The 18,405-nt window shown below is 50.4% G+C and carries 20 protein-coding genes; 13 read left to right on the forward strand and 7 right to left on the reverse strand.

Features of this window, described 5'->3' with window-relative positions:
• Nucleotides 1-23 precede the first annotated feature (23 nt).
• The 3 genes from ACW9KT_RS16170 to ACW9KT_RS16180 all read left to right on the forward strand — a co-directional run bounded on the left by ACW9KT_RS16170 (nucleotide 24) and on the right by ACW9KT_RS16180 (nucleotide 1,877).
• Nucleotides 24-353 carry a cytochrome b5 domain-containing protein gene (locus tag ACW9KT_RS16170; protein ID WP_457082229.1) on the forward strand — a complete coding sequence of 110 codons (330 nt, stop codon included), beginning with the start codon at nucleotides 24-26 and terminating at the stop codon, nucleotides 351-353.
• Between the two features lie 37 nt (nucleotides 354-390).
• The gene (gene murQ, locus ACW9KT_RS16175; protein ID WP_457082230.1) at nucleotides 391-1,197 is read left to right on the forward strand and encodes an N-acetylmuramic acid 6-phosphate etherase; all 807 of its coding nucleotides are present in this window, start codon (nucleotides 391-393) and stop codon (nucleotides 1,195-1,197) included.
• A gap of 113 nt (nucleotides 1,198-1,310) precedes the next feature.
• Complete coding sequence (locus tag ACW9KT_RS16180) at nucleotides 1,311-1,877, forward strand: hypothetical protein (protein ID WP_457082232.1); 567 nt, start codon at nucleotides 1,311-1,313, stop codon at nucleotides 1,875-1,877.
• Nucleotides 1,878-1,963: 86 nt separating this feature from the next.
• On the opposite strand, the gene ACW9KT_RS16185 is transcribed toward ACW9KT_RS16180, so the two are convergent.
• The 3 genes from ACW9KT_RS16185 to era all read right to left on the reverse strand — a co-directional run bounded on the left by ACW9KT_RS16185 (nucleotide 1,964) and on the right by era (nucleotide 4,852).
• Nucleotides 1,964-2,215 carry a hypothetical protein gene (locus tag ACW9KT_RS16185; protein WP_457082234.1) on the reverse strand — a complete coding sequence of 84 codons (252 nt, stop codon included), beginning with the start codon at nucleotides 2,213-2,215 and terminating at the stop codon, nucleotides 1,964-1,966.
• A 254-nt stretch (nucleotides 2,216-2,469) separates the two neighbouring features.
• The gene (gene der / locus ACW9KT_RS16190; protein ID WP_457082236.1) at nucleotides 2,470-3,792 is read right to left on the reverse strand and encodes a ribosome biogenesis GTPase Der; all 1,323 of its coding nucleotides are present in this window, start codon (nucleotides 3,790-3,792) and stop codon (nucleotides 2,470-2,472) included.
• 166 nt (nucleotides 3,793-3,958) lie between these two features.
• On the reverse strand, nucleotides 3,959-4,852 hold the full coding sequence (gene era / locus ACW9KT_RS16195; RefSeq protein WP_457082238.1) for a GTPase Era: 894 nt from the start codon (nucleotides 4,850-4,852) through the stop codon (nucleotides 3,959-3,961).
• A 195-nt stretch (nucleotides 4,853-5,047) separates the two neighbouring features.
• On the opposite strand from era, the gene hemH reads away from it, so the two are divergent.
• Both hemH and ACW9KT_RS16205 read left to right on the forward strand, forming a co-directional pair.
• Nucleotides 5,048-6,088 carry a ferrochelatase gene (gene hemH / locus ACW9KT_RS16200; RefSeq protein ID WP_457082240.1) on the forward strand — a complete coding sequence of 347 codons (1,041 nt, stop codon included), beginning with the start codon at nucleotides 5,048-5,050 and terminating at the stop codon, nucleotides 6,086-6,088.
• 650 nt (nucleotides 6,089-6,738) lie between these two features.
• Nucleotides 6,739-7,542 carry a sulfite exporter TauE/SafE family protein gene (locus ACW9KT_RS16205; RefSeq protein WP_457082242.1) on the forward strand — a complete coding sequence of 268 codons (804 nt, stop codon included), beginning with the start codon at nucleotides 6,739-6,741 and terminating at the stop codon, nucleotides 7,540-7,542.
• Between the two features lie 37 nt (nucleotides 7,543-7,579).
• Here the strand turns inward: ACW9KT_RS16205 and ACW9KT_RS16210 are convergent, their stop codons facing one another.
• The 4 genes from ACW9KT_RS16210 to glmM form a co-directional block, all read right to left on the reverse strand.
• Nucleotides 7,580-8,110 (reverse strand): PRC-barrel domain-containing protein, encoded by a 531-nt coding sequence (locus tag ACW9KT_RS16210; RefSeq protein ID WP_457082244.1) that lies wholly within the window; start codon nucleotides 8,108-8,110, stop codon nucleotides 7,580-7,582.
• An 81-nt stretch (nucleotides 8,111-8,191) separates the two neighbouring features.
• The gene (locus ACW9KT_RS16215; protein WP_457082246.1) at nucleotides 8,192-8,854 is read right to left on the reverse strand and encodes a hypothetical protein; all 663 of its coding nucleotides are present in this window, start codon (nucleotides 8,852-8,854) and stop codon (nucleotides 8,192-8,194) included.
• 181 nt (nucleotides 8,855-9,035) lie between these two features.
• A complete protein-coding gene (locus ACW9KT_RS16220; protein ID WP_457082248.1) occupies nucleotides 9,036-10,187 on the reverse strand; it encodes a cysteine desulfurase family protein in 1,152 nt (383 codons plus the stop codon).
• A 93-nt stretch (nucleotides 10,188-10,280) separates the two neighbouring features.
• A complete protein-coding gene (gene glmM, locus ACW9KT_RS16225; RefSeq protein WP_457082250.1) occupies nucleotides 10,281-11,675 on the reverse strand; it encodes a phosphoglucosamine mutase in 1,395 nt (464 codons plus the stop codon).
• 175 nt (nucleotides 11,676-11,850) lie between these two features.
• Here glmM and mazG point away from each other — a divergent pair, with 175 nt between their 5' ends.
• The 8 genes from mazG (at nucleotide 11,851) to ACW9KT_RS16265 (ending at nucleotide 18,373) form a co-directional block, all read left to right on the forward strand.
• Nucleotides 11,851-12,690: a nucleoside triphosphate pyrophosphohydrolase gene (gene mazG / locus ACW9KT_RS16230; protein ID WP_457082252.1), complete on the forward strand. Its 840-nt coding sequence runs from the start codon at nucleotides 11,851-11,853 to the stop codon at nucleotides 12,688-12,690.
• A gap of 277 nt (nucleotides 12,691-12,967) precedes the next feature.
• The gene (locus ACW9KT_RS16235; RefSeq protein WP_457082254.1) at nucleotides 12,968-13,840 is read left to right on the forward strand and encodes a MotA/TolQ/ExbB proton channel family protein; all 873 of its coding nucleotides are present in this window, start codon (nucleotides 12,968-12,970) and stop codon (nucleotides 13,838-13,840) included.
• Nucleotides 13,841-13,905: 65 nt separating this feature from the next.
• Entirely contained in the window at nucleotides 13,906-14,535 is a 630-nt protein-coding gene (locus tag ACW9KT_RS16240; RefSeq protein WP_457082256.1) for an ExbD/TolR family protein, read from the forward strand.
• Nucleotides 14,536-14,549: 14 nt separating this feature from the next.
• Nucleotides 14,550-15,077, forward strand: coding sequence for an ExbD/TolR family protein (locus ACW9KT_RS16245; RefSeq protein ID WP_457082258.1), 528 nt, complete (start codon nucleotides 14,550-14,552; stop codon nucleotides 15,075-15,077).
• On the forward strand, nucleotides 15,074-15,901 hold the full coding sequence (locus ACW9KT_RS16250; protein WP_457082260.1) for an energy transducer TonB: 828 nt from the start codon (nucleotides 15,074-15,076) through the stop codon (nucleotides 15,899-15,901). Before ACW9KT_RS16245 ends, ACW9KT_RS16250 begins: the two co-directional genes overlap by 4 nt.
• A 209-nt stretch (nucleotides 15,902-16,110) precedes the next feature.
• The gene (locus tag ACW9KT_RS16255; RefSeq protein WP_457082262.1) at nucleotides 16,111-16,941 is read left to right on the forward strand and encodes an energy transducer TonB; all 831 of its coding nucleotides are present in this window, start codon (nucleotides 16,111-16,113) and stop codon (nucleotides 16,939-16,941) included.
• A gap of 312 nt (nucleotides 16,942-17,253) precedes the next feature.
• Nucleotides 17,254-17,433, forward strand: a complete 180-nt coding sequence (locus ACW9KT_RS16260) for a hypothetical protein (protein ID WP_457082264.1) — start codon at nucleotides 17,254-17,256, stop codon at nucleotides 17,431-17,433.
• Nucleotides 17,414-18,373, forward strand: a complete 960-nt coding sequence (locus tag ACW9KT_RS16265) for a PstS family phosphate ABC transporter substrate-binding protein (protein WP_457082266.1) — start codon at nucleotides 17,414-17,416, stop codon at nucleotides 18,371-18,373. Before ACW9KT_RS16260 ends, ACW9KT_RS16265 begins: the two co-directional genes overlap by 20 nt.
• The last annotated feature ends 32 nt before the right edge of the window (nucleotides 18,374-18,405 follow it).

Here is an 18,405-nt window from a genome sequence, read left to right on the forward strand (position 1 = left end):
ACTGATTTACCTTCTTTTTTTAAATGGATAACCCGTTCTCGGCAGAACCGAAAAACGAACAATCAACGACGCCCAACTTGCCTGAATATACCTTGTCGCAGTTGGCGCTACGTAACGGGCAAGACCGAGACGAAATCTGGGTGAGTTACCAGGGGCTTATTTACGACGTGGGGCGCTCTCGCCTCTGGACCCGAGGTAACCACTACGGCCACTGGGCTGGCCAAGACCTGACTGCTGAGCTACACAAAGATGCCCCGCATACGGCGTATGTTTTTGATAAGTTTACAGTTATTGGCAGGCTAAAATTGCCCCCCAACGTTTCCAAAGCCAACCCCACAACGACGCCAGCGTAAGCGGCCCATACCACCACCCACCTATTCCTCCCTCGCCGTGAACTCCACCGAAAGCGCCTCCCTATTCAACGACCTTGAAACGCTATCTACCCATGATTTGCTGGTGGGCATGAACAGCGTCGATCAGACTGTGCCAATGGCCGTGGCTCATGCTTTGCACCAAATTGAGGCCTTGGTAGAGGCTACGGTGGGTTGTATGCAGCGTGGGGGGCGTTTATTCTACATTGGTGCGGGTACCAGCGGGCGGCTGGGTATCCTTGATGCGTCGGAGTGCCCGCCAACCTTTGGTGTGCCGCAGGGGTTGGTTATCGGCATTATTGCTGGCGGCGACACCGCTATCCGCCAAGCCGTGGAAAACGCTGAAGACAATGCGGAGCAGGCCTGGAAAGACTTGCAGGCTCACAATATCAACCAGAACGATATGCTGGTCGGCATTGCCGCTTCGGGCCGGACGCCTTATGTGATTGGAGGCTTGGAGCAGGCTCGGCGTCAGGGCATTGCTACGGGCTGTATCGTTTGTAATGCGGGCTCCTTAGTAGCAGCAGCGGCTGAGTTCCCGGTGGAAGTAGTAACCGGACCAGAGTTCGTGACCGGCAGTACTCGCCTGAAAGCCGGTACAGCTCAGAAGCTAGTGCTCAACATGCTCACCACCGCCACCATGATTCGGCTAGGCAAGGTCAAAGGCAATAAAATGGTGGATATGCAGCTCAGCAACTACAAGCTCGTGGATAGGGGCGAGCGGATGCTGATGGATGAGCTAGGCATTGAGCAAGAGGAAGCGGCAAAGCTTCTAAAACAGCACGGCTCGGTGCGAGCAGCCCTACAAGCCTATCCTGGTTCGTAACCTGCCCTAAGTAGCAGTACTTAATGGCCACTTATGTAGGTCAATGTTTTTTGCGTGATCTGCGGAACAGAATAAATTGTGGTGCGTTCCTACCAAAAACCATTAGCCTGCCCGTGCATACCATTGAGCCGCATTACAATTGGATAGAGCAGTACTCGGCCACCGAAGATCCTCGCTCGCCCCTTTTTGAGGCAGAAAACAGCCTCGATTCCTTCACCAATACCATTTACGGCTACTATATTCATCCTCAATGGGATAGCTTGGAGTCGGATACCTTATTTCTCAAAATCCTCTTCGTAGACTACGATCAGGGCGTAGGTGTCATTGAATTTATCGGCGAGTGGAACGACGCCATCGAGAACGACGTGATGCAGCTCAAGCGCAACATCATCGACCTGATGGTGCACGAGGGTATTCGCAAATTCATTCTCATCGGCGAGAACGTGTTCAACTTTCACGGCTCCGACGACTCCTACTACGAGGAGTGGTTTGAGGACGTGGAAGACGGCTGGATTGCCGGTATTAACTTCCAGGAACACGTGTTGCGCGAGATGCGTCAGTATAACATCGACAACTACGTCAACTTCGGCGGTCAGCTCGATGAGTTGCCTTGGCGGACGTATCAGCCACGTCGCCTGTTTGAGGTAGTCGACGGTCTACTCCAGCGACGGCTTAACTAAGCGCACAGCACTTCAAATTGTCTAAGACACAAAAAGCCCCCCAGATTTAATTTGGGGGGCTTTTTGTGCTTTATAAGCTACTCTAATTAGTGAGTAGTGGTAGCAGCAGGAGCAGTGGTAGTGGTGGCAGGAGCAGTAGCACCGTCTTCCATTGCATCAGCTTGGTTCTCAGCGGCGTCGCGGGTAGAGTCAGCAGCCTCTTCCATAGCGTCAGCCTTCATTTCGCCAGCTTCTTCTACATTCTCAGCAGCACCTTCAGCAGCGTTCTCAGTCTTAGACTCGCAAGAAGCGAAAGTGAACGAAGCAGCAGCGAGTGCGAGGAACAATACTTTTTTCATGATCAGGGTAAATTAGGGAGGGGGTTGAAAATCGATTTTGAAGTGATTCTCGCTGCCGCCGCGAACGGTCGATCAGGAGATTCACAGCTTTATACCTCAACCAGTAATTAGGTAACCCGACGGGGTTAAGGATTTTGTTAATTATTTTCAGATAATATGAATCTTGATCGAACCATCAATTAAAAAGCCCCCCAGAATAGCTCTGGGGGGCTTTTTTATAAGTTTGCCTACGAAGCAAATTGTTTTGACAAGCTTTACTTTTTGCGGAAAATAATCCCGATTGGTACGCCGGTAAAGTCAAAATGCTCGCGCAAACGGTTTTCTAGGTAGCGCGTGTAGCTTTCTTTCACGTACTGCGGCAGATTGCAGAAGAAGGCGAATACCGGGTTGTGCGTGGGCAGTTGGGTTACGTATTTAATGCGTACCATCTTGCCTTTCACCGACGGCGGCTGGTGAGCCTCAATCTCCCGAAGCATTACTTCGTTCAACTGAGAAGTCGGCACCTTTTTCGTCTTGTTCTGATAGACCTGCACTGCCGTTTCGATGGCCTTGTGCACGCGCTGCTTGGTGAGTACTGAGGTGAAGATGATCGGCGGATAGCTGATAGGGGCAATTTTCTCCCGAATCTGCTCCTCAAACTCTTTTATCGTGTTGGTCTGCTTGTCCTCGATCAGGTCCCACTTATTCACCACAATCACGATGCCCTTGCGGTTGCGGTCAGCTAGACCAATGATGTTTACATCCTGGGCCTCAATGCCACGAGTAGCGTCGAGCATCACGATGCACACGTCGGATTCTTCCATGGCCCGAATAGAGCGCAGCACGGAGTAGAACTCAATGTCTTCGTGCACTTTGTTTTTACGGCGCAAACCGGCCGTATCTACCAAGATAAATTCGTTGCCGAAGGCGTTATAGCGTGTTTGAATAGCGTCGCGGGTCGTGCCGGCAATGTCCGTCACGATGGTCCGCTCCTCACCGAGCAGCAAGTTGAACAAGCTGGACTTGCCCACGTTGGGCCTCCCCAGCACCGCAATTTTCGGCAAACCAGAGTCAGGCTCTTCCTCCCATGGGTCGTCGAAGTGACTAACCACGGCATCGAGCAAGTCGCCGGTGCCGGAGCCATTTTGACTGGAAATGGTGAAGATGTCGCCGTCGCCTACACCTAAGGCATAAAACTCACCCGCTGCGTGAGCACGGGCGTTGGTATCAGCTTTATTAGCAACCAGATAGATTGGCTTTTTGCCCTGATAGCGACGCAGCACGTTAGCGAATTCCTCGTCTAGGCCGTGCAGACCGGAGTCTACGTCTACCATAAACAAAACCACGTCGGCTTCGTCGATGGCCAGCTTTACCTGCTTGCGGATTTCTTCTTCAAATACATCGTCGGAGCCGTGCACGTAGCCGCCCGTGTCGATAACAGTGTAATACTTCCCGGTCCAGTCGCCGTAGCCATAATGCCGGTCGCGGGTTACGCCGCTTTCGTTGTCCATGATGGCCTTACGCTGGCCAACTAAGCGGTTGAAAAGTGTGGATTTGCCCACGTTGGGCCGCCCCACAATAGCGATGGTATTTTTCATGATACGAGGCCCCAGCCGCCAGTCCGACCTACGTCTGGCAGTGCCCGGGGTTAATTAAATGAAAGATGGTCGGAAAGTGATGAGTTTGTGAAATGATGCAGTTGCTATTCTAAAAGTGCGGCTTGCGCCCATCTAACAGCAACTTCACCATTCCACAAACTCACTTTTATTGATAACCAAACCGGCTCAACGCTTTCGGGTCGGTGCGCCAGTTTTCGTTGACTTTTACGTGAGTTTCTAGAAACACCTGTTTGCCGAAGAACTTCTCCATTTCTTCTCGCGCCCAAGTGCCTACTTTTTTCAAAGCCTCGCCCTTGTGGCCGATGATGATGCCCTTCTGACTTGCCCGCTCCACATAAATAGTGGCCCGAATGCGAATGATTTTATCGTCTTCCTTGAACTCCTCCACGCCGACTTCGCAGCTGTAAGGCACTTCTTTCTTGTAAAGCTTAAAAATCTTCTCCCGAATCATTTCGGCGGCAAAAAACCGCTCGGGCTTATCGGTGAGCTCGTCTTTGGGATAATACGGAGGGTGCTCGGGTAAGCGTTCCAATACCAGCTCCAGAACACGCTCGGTGCCTAAAGCATTCAATGCTGATATAGCTAATACTTCAGCGGCATTGGGCAGCTGCTCGCGCCAGTAAGCCAGTTTGGCTTCCACCTCCGCTTGCTCAGCTTGGTCAATCTTGTTAACCAAGACAATAACCGGCGTTTCGGCGCGGCGCAGGCGCTCTACTACGGGCTCCTCGTCGTGCTTTTCGTAAATATCGGTAACAAACAGAATCACGTCGGCATCTTCGAGCGACGAGTACACAAAGCTCATCATAGCATTGTGCAGCTCGTATTTGGGCTGAATAATGCCAGGCGTATCCGAATAGACGAGCTGAAAATCGTCGCCGTTCAGAATGCCCATGATGCGGTGGCGCGTGGTTTGGGCTTTGCTCGTAATAATGCTGAGCCGCTCGCCCACGAGCACGTTCATAAGCGTGGACTTGCCCACATTGGGCTTACCAATAATGCTTACAAAGCCGGCGCGGTGCGGTTTAGGTTCGAGATTCACGGTGATGGTGCTGAAAATGAGGCTGCAAAGGTACGATTTTACAACGAGGTCACCGTGGTGCCCTATAAGTTAGAAACTATAAGCAAGTCAGTAGCTTTCTCTTAATAAGAATCAATTTCTATTCTGTTTACTGTTATCCGGCGCAAACCATTGGTGCTCTACCTTTGTATTGCGTCCGACGCTTTGTACTACTCTATGCCTGAAAATGCCCCCCAGCGCCGTATTGGCGTTCTACTCGTCAACCTCGGCACGCCCGATTCGCCCCAAACCAGCGATGTGCGTCGTTACCTCAACGAATTTCTTACTGATGGCCGCGTGGTAGATATGCCAGCAGCCGTACGCTACCCCTTGTTTCAGGGACTTGTAGTGCCGCTGAGGGCGCCTAAGTCAGCCAAAATCTACCAGCAGCTCTGGACCGAGCGGGGCTCGCCCCTTCTCTTCCACGGCCTCGATTTGCAGAAGCTAGTGCAGGAAAAGTTGGGCTCGCAATATGTAGTGGCCTTCGGGATGCGCTACCAAAACCCAAGTATTGAGAAAGCCCTAGAAGAACTGCGCGATGCCGCCGTTGACCGCATTATTGTGCTGCCACTGTTTCCTCAGTACGCTTCGGCCAGTACCGGCTCGGTACAGGAAAAGGTGATGGACTTGGTCAAGAAATGGTGGGTGGTACCTAGCATCAGCTTTATCAGCTCTTTTGCTGATAATCAAGGGTTTATTGACACTATCGTAGCCTTGGGCAAGGCCGAAATGGCCAAGCATGACTACGACCACATTGTATTCAGCTACCACGGCATCCCGGAGCGCCACGTGCTCAAGGGTAGTTTCAAAGGCTACTGCCAGCTTGGCAAATGCTGCAATACTTACAACAAGAATAACCGCTACTGCTACCGTGCCCAGTGCTTTGCTACGTCGCGCTTGGTGGCAGCCGGGTTGGGTCTGAGCCCTGATCAATACACTGTTGCGTTCCAAAGCCGTTTGCAGAGCCGCCTCCGCGACCCGTGGCTCCAGCCTTATACCGACGAAATTCTAAAGCCAATGCCGGCCAAAGGCATCAAAAATGTGTTGGCCTTTAGTCCCGCTTTCGTAGCCGACTGCCTCGAAACCACGATTGAAGTAGGCGAAGAATTTAAAGAGCTGTTTGAAGAAGCCGGCGGAGAGCATTGGCAGCTAGTGCCCTCGCTTAATACGCATCCGCTGTGGGTCGAAGCTGTAGTTGATATGATTCGGGAGAACTAACAGACTAATCAGCACCCATTACAACCCTCTGTTCTGCATCACATTGCAAGGCAGAGGGTTTTATTTGCGGTTTTCTTCGCCAGGCCTTTACCTTTAATAAACCAGCTCTTTCCCATCAAAGGGTTGTTTTCTCTTAAAAGGCATAGAGAGACCGACTCGACGAAACGTCGGCAACCCCCAGCTTTGCTGAAACGGTGTGAAATCCTGACCATACAAAACAGGTAACAGTGAAAAGCCCCTTGAACAGCAGTGCTTTCTATACCACCGCTTGACGTTTGCCACAGCAATAAGCCTGCATTATGGGCGCTTGTATGGCTGTGCGCTGTCAATGTTATTGAAGAGCTTCTCTTCTGTAGCCAGAATACCCAATTGCATTTAAAGCTAAGCCAGCTACTTTGCTTTGGGGTTTCTTGGTTGAATTTGCCCCCCAGCTTTGGTAAATGAACAATTGGGCAGCACCGAAGTAGCGGACTAAATCGAACATACCAACCCTCGTTTGTTTACGGTAACAGATTTCGGCGCCGTTATTATTTCTACTCGATAATTCCCTTCACCCTATGGGTACTCTTGGGCTTACTAAACCAACAGTAGAAAGACGAAAACGCCGCATTATTACCGGGATGCTAGTTGCCTTTGGAATTTTAACGGGCATGAATGTTCTCCTGTTTTACTTCTCTTGGCCAGAGATATGGGAGGCAGCCAGCAATGCCGAAACCTTCTATTTATTTATTGCCATTGGGTTTGTGGCGCAGCTTATTGACGGGCTGCTTGGCATGGGCTACGGCGTGGTCACGGCTATTAGCCTGATGTCGCTGAATATGTCGCCAGCAGCAGTCAGCGCTAGTATTCATACGGCCGAGATGTTCGCCAGCGGCGCCTCGGGGTACAGCCATTACCGACTCGGTAACGTCAACCGGCGCTTGTTTCGGGCGTTGTTGGTGCCGGGGGTGCTGGGCGCAATTAGTGGTGCCTTGCTGCTTTCTTACTTCGGAGAGCATTATGCCGCATGGGTGAAGCCGACGCTGGCGGTCTATCTGCTGCTTTTAGGCCTTCGCATCCTGCGCCAAGCGTTTCAAAAGTTGGGTCCATCCCGCCCGGTGCGCCATATTGGCTGGCTGGCGGGTGCAGGGGGCTTTTTAGACTCGTTTGGCGGTGGGGGCTGGGGGCCGCTGGTTACCAGCACCCTGTTGATGCGGGGTCGCACGCCCCAGTACGTCATCGGCTCGGTGAGCCTAACGGAGTTCTTTGTCACCTTCGCCAGCGCCCTCACCTTCTTTGCTACCCTTGGGTTTTCCTATTGGCAGGTGGTAGTGGGGCTGATTGTGGGCGGCGTAGTAGCGGCCCCTTTAGCTGCCCGTCTGGCCGGGCGCCTGCCCGTGCGCTGGATGCTTGTGGGCGTGGGCCTGATGGTTATTATCTGGAGCCTCTGGACGCTGCGCAAGGTCTTTATGTAGTAGCGTCACTTCTGCCAAAAATCCCCCGTAACCGCTATTAGAGTGCGTTACCGCCTTGGTCGCGTCGGCGGAAAGCGCCTAGCTCAGCCGGTCGACGGTTTTGATAGAAATGTTGCTCATCGTAAGAAGGCTGATTGTAAAAGTTACCGGAGCCAGCCGCTGGTAATGGTAGCCTCAAGGCCCGTAACATAGCCTCTTCATAGTCGCGGCTAATTTGAATTTCGGAATAAGGCGGGTACTCAGCTACCGTTTCTAGAGTAAGAGCTGGCACAAACACGTTGTCGCCTTCCTCATCCAAGGCAGCGACTCCAATTGGCAACAGAATATGGCGTTCGTGTTTGTTGGCGCGCAAACTGCTATCGAGTTCGATGTCGAGGTAGCGCACTTTTAGGGCTTCCTCCTCCACTATCAGTTCCGAAACCTCGCCAAATTTCTGGCCTTCGGCTCCGCGTACGCTCCAGCCGCGCACGTCGGGGCTTCCATCAGCTACCTCAAAGTCAGTTAAGTCACGCAGACGACGCAAGTGCATCCCCTCTGCAGGTGGAATAGGTGTAGCGGTAGGTTCCATTCTTGAAAAGCGTGTAGGAAGGATTTTTGAAAGGGTAAACAAGCCTGAGGTAGGCTTATGCAACCGGAAATTTCTTGGCGCTTACGCCGCAGGTTTACTTAATGTGCCGACTACATCAGCGGCGCGCACAAAAAATTCTCGCAATTGGGTTGCATCAGCCGGCGTCACTTGATTTGGTAGCTCATCGGCGCGCTGAGCCAAATCGGTAACCGGACGCGCCAGGGCAGGATATGCTTTTTGTTGTATGGCTTGCATAAGTGCCACCGCAGCTACCAAGCCGGGTCGAATGCCGGCTCCTTCGGTTAAGCGGCTGGTAGCGCTAGTCAAATCATTTCGCTTCTCGATGATGTTGCTGTCGCTGCGCAGATCGTCGCGGTCGGCGAGATCTACTAAGGTGGCGCTGAGCAGTTGTAGCCCCCTGCGTCCGTAGTCGGGTGTATCGTCCTCGTCGGTGGCAAAGCGAGCCAGCTCCTCGGCCGATACGGGGGTTTCCTCAGCAGCCATAGCAGTTACGGCCTGGGTAGACGTCCCGTCGGCGGGCGGAACTGTTGCGCGGGCCTGGATCTCGGCCTCAGTATCTGCTCCTGGTGTAACTGCTTCCGTAGCCGGAGGAGCCTGTACCGCGGGGTCAGAATCGGCGCGCAGCAGAAAATAGGCTCCTACTGCCAGTGCAGCCAGCACCAGGAGAATCAGCAGCCACGGGCTAAACGAACTCTTTTTGCGTTGAATATTAATTTCGGCCATGATGCAGGATAAAACGAGTCTGTGGAAAGCAGTACGGACAGCGGCCAAAATGGGTACTTACCTGCTCTGGCAGCGTATGTACTTTATACGTTAGTGGTCATCTTGTAAGCTTATGAATCACAGAAAAAGCCCCCCAGATAATCTCTGGGGGGCTTTTTCTGTGCTATTAAATAACAACTAGTTACGCTGTTACCTTCCGATACATTTTAGCCAGTTGAGCTACAGCATACTCTACTTCTTCGCTCGTGTTGTATTTGCTCATTGAAAAGCGAATAGCGCCACGATTAGGATCACAGTTGAGGGCACTAAGCACATGGGAACCTGCATTAGCACCACTCGTACACGCCGACCCACCCGATACAGATACCCGGTTGATGTCGAGGTTAAAAAGCAACATCTCATTCATATCCGAGGGCGGCAGGCTTACATTTAGCACCGTGTACAAGCTCTCGTCCGCCTCAGCCGATGTGCCATTGAACTGTACATCTTCTATTTCTGCCTTTAGGGAAGTAATGAACTGATCTTTCAGGCCCTGAATGTGCCGCTGATGGGCAGCCATATCGCGGTAAGCAATTTCCAAGGCTTTAGCTAAGCCTACAATGCCGTACACATTCTCGGTGCCAGCGCGCACGTTGCGCTCCTGTGACCCACCATGAATCAGTGGTGTAACCTGCGTACCCGAGCGGGTGTAAAGAAAACCTACGCCCTTTGGTCCGTGAAACTTATGAGCTGAACCAACCAGAAAGTGCGTTTTCAACTGCTGCACGTCATGCCGATAGTGACCCATAGTTTGCACGGTATCCGTATGGAATATGGCATCGTGCTGTTGACACAAATTGGCAATAGCCTGTACATCGTTGAGGTTGCCAATCTCATTGTTGGCGTGCATCAGGCTTACAAAAGAGCGCGGCTGCGTGGCCAGTAGTTCGGCTAAATGCCCCAGATCGAGACAGCCCCGGTCATCGTGGCGCAGGTAGCTTAGCTTAATATCGCCGGATTTTTCCAGTGCTTGCAACGTGTGGAGCACCGCATGGTGCTCTAGCGGGGAGGTGATTGCATGGCGCAGACCCAAGGTGCGAATGCTGCCGAAAGCCGCGTAGTTGTCAGCCTCCGTACCGCCTGAGGTGAAGGAAATTTCAGCGGGCGCCGCATTAATCAAATGAGCTATTGTCTTGCGCGCATTTTCGATAGCAGCACGTACCTGTCGGCCGTGGCCATGTATGCTGCTTGGGTTGCCAAAGTGATTTTGCAAAAAAGGCAGCATAGCTTCCAGCACCTCCGGATCAAGGGGCGTAGTGGCGGCGTTATCGAAATAAACGGCTTGTGGAGACATAGGCGCTTAGAAGTGACACGGAGGTTCGCAGCAGACTCGCGTAAAGTCTGTACCTACACAGTGCCTTTACGCGCTCTATAGGCTGCTCTGATTCTACCCTTTGGTTGAAATAATCTCTTTTATATCCCCAATGATTTTATTGGCCAAATGATCGGCTGTAGCGTTGGAGTCCGACTCAGCGTAGATGCGAATAATAGGTTCTGTATTCGACTTACGCAAGTGTACCCACTCTTTATCAAACTCGATTTTAACGCCATCAATGGTGTTAATAGGCTGCTTGGCATAGCGCTTCTGCACCTGCGCTAGTATTTGGTCAGTGTTGATGTCAGGCGTTAGCTCGATCTTGTTTTTGGAGATGTGGTAGTTGGGATAAGAGGCACGCATACGCGTCATCGTTAGCCCTGATTTGGCTAAGTGCGTCAGAAACAAAGCAATACCAACCAACGCGTCGCGGCCATAGTGCAACTCGGGGAAGATGATGCCCCCATTGCCTTCACCACCGATAATGGCGTTGGTTTCCTTCATCATGGTAACTACGTTCACTTCCCCAACGGCAGCGGCGGCATAATTGCCCCCCAGGCGCTCGGTTACATCGCGCAGGGCCCGAGTACTACTCAAGTTGCTGACGGTGTTACCGCCGCCGTTCTGCTTCAGCACATAATCGGCTACGGCTACCAGTGTGTATTCTTCGCCGAACATTTCACCGTTTTCGCACACCAACGCTAACCGATCTACATCAGGATCCACGACGATACCTAGATCATAGCTACCTTTCTCGAGCACTCGTGCAATATCGCGTAGGTTTTCGGGCAGAGGCTCCGGGTTGTGAGCGAAGTCACCGGTAGGCTCGCAGTGTAGTCGCTCTATCTTCTCAACTCCTAAAGCTTCCAATAACAGTGGCACTGCCAAACCACCGGTAGAGTTAACGCAGTCAATTACTACCCTAAAATTCTTGGCCCGAATAGCCTCCGCATCTACCAGGGGCAGTGCTAACACGGCTTTCACGTGCTTTTTGAGGAAAGTACTATCAACGCTGTACTGGCCCAGCTTATTTACGGGTGCAAAGTTGAACTGCTCAGCATCAGCTAAAGCGAGAACCTGTTGACCATCTTGATCAGAAATAAATTCCCCCTTATCGTTCAACAGCTTCAGCGCATTCCACTGCTTAGGATTGTGTGAGGCAGTAAGAATAATGCCACCACCGGCTTTTTTTGCTGGTACAGCGAGCTCAACCGTAGGTGTCGTGCTCAGGCCTAAGTCAACTACGTTAATGCCTAATCCTTGCAGCGTGGCCGCAACTAGCTTGCTTACCATTTCACCCGAGATGCGCGCATCTCGGCCAATGATGATAGTGTTATTTTGAGTGGTGTTCAGAACCCACGTCCCAAAAGCAGCGGCGTATTTTACTACGTCGATGGGCGTGAGACCCTGTCCAGTTTCACCCCCGATAGTGCCCCGGATACCAGAAATTGATTTTATCAGTGCCACAAGTAATGATTATTTTGAATCGCAAAAGTAGGCAAACGCGCCTGCTTTCCTTACGAAAGTGATTTGGCAAGCGTGGCAAATTTCAATTCTTTATTGCCTTATATTGATTTATAATTAGATCTATTTACCTGCAAGGAGGTTTCACTACGTATAAAGCTGGCGTATATTTGACTAAATGGAACAGTCTTCGCCTTCCCGCCGCCCCGAGCAACTAGCTGCTTTTAATCGTTTATTGGATGTGCTCGACCGCTTGCGCGCCGAGTGCCCCTGGGACCGTAAGCAGACTATGCAAACCTTGCGTCACCTCACTATTGAGGAGACGTACGAACTCTCCGATGCCATCCTGCGTGATGACTTAGCTGACGTGAAAAAGGAACTTGGAGATGTGTTTTTGCATTTGGTCTTTTATTCGAAAATAGCGTCCGAAAGTGGCCGCTATGATATTGCTGATGTACTGAATGCGCAGTGTGACAAGTTAATTTTTCGTCATCCTCATATTTATGGCGACACACAGGTTGCCGATGAGGAGGATGTAAAGCGTAATTGGGAGCAATTAAAACTGAAAGAAAAAGGCAATACCTCAGTACTTGGCGGCGTACCTGTATCGCTGCCTGCGCTAGTAAAAGCTATGCGTATTCAGGAAAAAGCCCGCGGTGCCGGCTTTGATTGGGAAGAGCCTACTCAGGTATGGGAAAAAGTACAGGAAGAATTAAATGAATTCGGGGCCGAATTTGCCCCCCAAGATGCCAGCGAAATAAATTCGGAGCGCGCTACTGCCGAGTTTGGCGATTTATTATTCTCGCTAGTGAATTTTGCTCGCTTTGCGGGTATTAATCCTGAAGAAGCGCTGGAACGTACTAACCGTAAGTTTATTCAGCGCTTTCAGTATCTTGAAACTGAGGCCGCACGTGATGGGCATCGACTCGCCGATTTAACCCTAGCTGAAATGGACACGTACTGGGAAAGAGCCAAAAGTTTACCTTCTTTAGTTGCTTCACGTAGTGGTGAGAAATAGCTTTTTTTTAAGCTGCACACCGTTTTAAACCGTTTAAACCCATATTTCATTTGGCGGCACGCTGGTTTTTATTTAGGTTTGCCAAGCATAGACCTATTACGAAACCAGGCCCCGCGCACGAGCAGACCCATATTTTATTCCCGTTATTGGGGCTAAATATGCGGGTGAGCGGGGCCGCCGCCGTCTTTGGGCTATTCTTTTTTTCACCAAATACCCATTCAATTTTTTCCTTTACCTCTTCAACCTTTCACTACCAACCCCCTAATTCTCCGGCACAATGGAACAGAAGAATGCCATGAACAAGAACGTGCGGCCTGCCGCTACCGCTGCTCCTAAGGAAGAAGCGAAGGGCGGATCAGCGTTCGCCGCCATCGTAATTCCGTTGGCACTTTTAGTATCGATTCTCATCTACCTGTTTGTCTTTGGCAACGGAGCCAACTTTCAAGGAGGTAACAACGAGAATCACCCTATCGAAGGTAATTACCTCGGCATCGTGTACAAAGGTGGCTTCGTAGTGCCTATCCTGCTAACGCTGGTTTTGCTAGTTCTCACTTTCTCGATTGAGCGCTTCCTGACTATCGGCAAAGCAAAAGGCAGCAAGAGCATTGAGAGCTTCGTGCGCTCAATCCGCCAGAAGCTGAATGTAAATGACATCGTAGGTGCGATTGCCGTCTGCGACCAGCAGAAAGGCTCTGTAGCTAACGTGGTAAAGTCTGGTCTGTTGAAATACCAGGAGATGTCTCGTGAGCGTGGCCTTGACAAAGACCAAAAGATCCTATCGATCCAGAAGGAGATTGAAGAGTCAACGGCTCTGGAATTGCCAATGCTGGAAAAGAACTTGGTTATCATTTCTACCATTGCCTCTATCGCTACACTGGTAGGTCTGTTGGGTACGGTAGCAGGTATGATCAAGGCCTTCGCGGCTCTGGCACAAGCTGGTAACCCAGATGCGACAGCACTCGCAAACGGTATCTCGGAAGCTCTGATCAACACGGCTCTGGGTATCTTGGGCTCTGCATTGGCCATCATTGCCTACAACTACTTTACTAGCAAGATTGACGAGCTGACGTACAGCATCGACGAGGCTGGCTTCAGCATCATTCAGACGTTTGCCGCTCAACACGGCGAAAAGGAAACTCAAACGGTATAAGTTGCGGTTAACGCACTAAAGCCTAGGCTTCCAACGTTTCTGAATACAAACTAACCAAGCCAGAAATGCCTAAAGTAAAGCCGCATAGAACGTCCCCTTCGTTGGATATGACCCCGATGGTGGACCTGGCATTCCTGCTGGTGACATTCTTTATGCTCACCACCAAGTTTGCCCCTGAGGAAGTAGTTATGGTGGATACACCATCCTCGACCTCAGATCTTAAGCTACCCGAAACCAACCTGATTACTATCTCGGTTGATAAGGATGGCAAGACCTATTTTGCTCTTGATAGTGAGCCAGCTAAAGTGCTGATGTTGGAAAAAGTAGGCGCCAAGTATGGTGTTTCCTTTACTCCTCAGCAAAAGAAGCGCTTTGGCCAAATGACTAGCTTCGGAGTTCCAATCCAACAGCTAGGCTCACTTCTGGACCGTAGCAAGGAGGAAATGAAGGGTATCCAACAGCCCGGAATTCCGATTGACTCAACAAACAATCAGTTTATTGATTGGGTGGTACAAGGACAAGCTGCTAACCGGGAGCTGTTCAAAAAGCCAGCTTATATCGCTATAAAAGGTGATGGTAACGCTGATGTACCGACGGTTCGCAAACTTATCCAATACATGCAGGATAAGAATATCAATCGCTTCAACCTGATTACTGACTTGGAGATGAAACCCAAGTTGGCAGCTGGAAACTAACCGCCCGTAGCGAAATGGCAGAAATACAACAACAAGCCGACTCCGGCGGGGGTAAAGGCGGGAAGAAGCGGGCCAAGAAAATGTCGACTAAAATCGACATGACTCCCATGGTTGACTTGGCTTTCCTTCTGCTCACCTTCTTCATGCTGACGACGACGTTCAATAAGCCGAACGTAATGGCCGTGACGATGCCCGTGAAGCCGAAACCGGAGGATAAGCAGATGGAGCTTAAAGAGTCCAATGCTTTTCACATAATTCTGGGCGAGGCTAATAAAGTGTACTACTATGAAGGCATGATAACCAATGAGGTTAAGCCTGAATTGAAAGTCACTAATTATTCAGCCACCGGAATTCGTCAGGCTTTACTTCAGCGTATGCGAGCTAATCCTGAGACTGTAGTGCTGATCAAACCAGCACGTAAGTCAGTGTATCGGAACATGGTTGACATCTTGGATGAGATGAACATTACCAACCAGAAGAAATACGCGCTGGTTGACATCGCGCCAGCTGATACCGCACTTATAACCACTTCAGGGCTATGATGGATAACACGCAACTGGCCCGTGCTTCCTTCGATGATATTATTTTCGAAGGTCGCAACAAGGCCTATGGAGCCTTTGTGCTCCGCCGCTTGTATAACAAGCATTTGACCCGTGCTCTTCTTATTGGCGTCGCTATCTTTTCAATCTTTGTCAGCTTCCCTATTATTGCTCGTATGTTCGAGGAAAAGGTAGAAGTAGTTGACACCAAGAACTTGAAGGTTAATGAGCTAATGGAAGCACCGCCTCTGGACAAGGCACCACCGCCACCGCCACCGCCACCACCACCCGCGGCACCACCGCCACCGCCACCTAAGCTCTCCACGATTAAGTTTACTCCCCCTGTTGTTAAAAAGGACAATGAGGTAGTTAAAGAGGAGAAAATTCCGGATCAGGATGAGTTGAAGGATAAGGTAGTAGCCACTGAGACTGTAAAAGGCAATACAGATAATATTGACCTGAGCGGTTTAGAGGGTGAAGGAAATGCTGCAGTAGCCGAAGTAGTAGATACGAAAGTATACACCTACGTAGAGCAAATGCCGCAATTCCCCGGAGGTAATGACGCTATTGTTGGCGCTATTCAAAAAGCCATCAAATACCCAGCGTTAGCACTGCGTAACCAAGTAGAAGGCAAGGTTTTCGTAAACTTTACTGTAAACCCACAAGGTGAGGTAACAGATGTGAAAATCACGAAGGGTATTGGGGCTGGCTGCGATGAGGAAACGATTCGTGCCGTGAAAACCCTACCTCGCTTTGCTCCTGGTAAGCAAAATGGTCGCGCAGTAAGTGTATCCTTTACGGTTCCAGTTACTTTCGCTATCAAGTAAGTAGCTTCTATTTCTAAATAAAAAACCCAAGCAGCCTTTTGTTGCTTGGGTTTTTTATTTAGAAATAATTTAATCGTCATGCATACTAACCAAAATGTATAGTGCGTTCCGTGTTTGAAAGCCAGAGCGGAAGCGGTGTGATATAGAGATAGTATATGGCTTGGGTAATGCGCGTTGCGGCCTCCTTTCACCTTTAGCCTATACAACCCATGAAAACCCTCAATCTCCTCACCGCCACCCTTGATGATATCATCTTCGAGGGCCGCAACAAAGCATACGGAGCCTATTTGCTGCGCCGCCTCTACAACCAGCACCTAGCTATTGCAGTAGCTGCCTCGCTGGCCTTTTCCATGATATTGCTTAGTATTCCAACAGTATTGCGTTATTTTTCTCCAGTAGTAATAGTGGAGATGTTGCCGACTACTCACAGGGAAATTAAGTTAGAAGACTTTAAAATTTTGCCCCCCAAGCCCGCTGAGCTGGTAGTACCTGCCGTTAAGCCTCCAGCACCTGATGTTGTTGTGAAGCTCAATCCAGCGGAGGTGATTCCAACAGTGAAGAAGGATGAGCTAGTCACTCAGCCTCCTGTAGCAACTAATGATCCGTTGGCTGATATCACTCCTCCGGATGCTATTCTCGGCCCCGATGCAATCACTAGCACTAATACAGATTTGACTACGACTGTGTCGGGCACCGACTCGGGCAAGACGGCAGCGTTGCCGACCAAGCCTTTTTTTCACGCCGAAGTAATGCCTGAATTCGTTGGTGGCCCTGAAGCTTTGCAGCGCTATATGCAGCGGAATTTGCGCTTTCCTAGCCGGGCAGCAAGTGCCGCTATTTCTGGGCGCGTCTATATTTCCTTCACCGTTAATGCTGACGGCACTATTACCGATGTAACAGTAATAAAAGGCTTAGGCTATGGCACTGATGAGGAAGCTGTACGGGTGGTAAGCAAGATGCCTGCTTGGACGCCCGGCAAGCAGAACCAGCATCCAGTAGCTGTACGCTATACCATGCCTATTACTTTTCAATATCAGTAAGTTGACTTACTGAATACTATTAGGCAAACAGCGAATGCTAGTTGTTTGATAATCATTAAAAGGAGGGCTAAAAACAAGACCCAAGGGGTAGTTTGCCCTTTGGGTCTTGTTTTAGGTATTCCTTCGAAATATCCGGCGCTATATATATTTTCGAACTCAATAGCGAACAATCTACCTACATTTATACGTTAAGGCCTTATACTAGTAATGTAGGACACTTTTCGAAATAGATATATGCTGAACCGACCGACTACGGAAGAACGTGTAGGTAAGCGTAGCATGCAAACTGTGGTACGCTACTTTTCCTTATTCATGGCCGTCGTTTATATTGGCCTGGGTATTTTCCTTTTTTTCACTTCCCCTGATGTTCTTTCCCTCTCACCAACGGTGCAGCGGGCGCTGGGGGGCGTTTTTGTTCTCTACGGCCTTATCCGACTGGTTCGTACCTATCAACAATATTTCAAGAAGCCCCATGACATTTCTGCGCGCTAGCCTTCGAGGAGCTGGTTTCACTCTGGTGCTGGCCGGCTTATTTATCACGGGATGTAACCAAGGTAGTCCTGGCGACCGTGACACCCCTACCAGCGGTCGTCTGAGTATCAGCGTAGACGAGACCTTCGAGCCTATTGTGCGGTCGCAGGTAGATACTTTTCAGAAGCTGTATCAGTCGGCTACGGTAATGGCTGAGTATAAGCCGGAGGAAGCTGTGATGCAGGATCTGCTTACTAATAAGGTGAGAGCGGTGATTGTGTCGCGGCCTTTAACGGCGGCGGAGCAAGCCACTTTCAAGCAGCAGACCATTAGTCCGCGTGTCACGATGATTGCTACCGATGGTCTTGCGATTATTGTACATCCTAGCAATTCTGACTCTTTGCTTACCATGAAGCAACTGCGCAGTATTTTTACCGGGCAGAATGAGCGGTGGTCACAGGTGAGCGGCAAGAAAGGCTTGGGCGAAATTGACGTAGTATTTGACGCCAACCGTTCTAGCACAACGCGCTACATTCAAGACTCAGTAACGCTGGGAACCCCTTTAACCAAGCGCGTGTTCGCGGCAAAATCGAACCCGGAACTATTAGATTACGTTGCTACGCATCCAGACGCAATCGGCGTGGTAGGTGCCAACTGGATCAGCGACCGTGATGATGCGGCAGTACAAAGCTTTTTGCGCAAAGTGCGTGTCGTGGGTATTAGTGCCCTCGATAACCCAAAAAGCCCCGACGACTACTTGCAGCCTTACCAAGCTTACCTTGCGCTCAAAACGTATCCTTTGCGTCGAGAATTGTATGTTATTAACCGCGAAGCCCGTACGGGAATAGCTAGCGGATTTGCCTCATTTGTAGCTGGCACTAAGGGCCAGTTGATAATTCTTAAGTCGGGCTTGTTGCCAGCCACTGGCCAAACACGCATCGTAACGACTTCAGCTCAGTAAGTTTTCCCCTCATTTCCACACTACTTCACTAA

The organism is Hymenobacter sp. HD11105, from assembly GCF_054051685.1.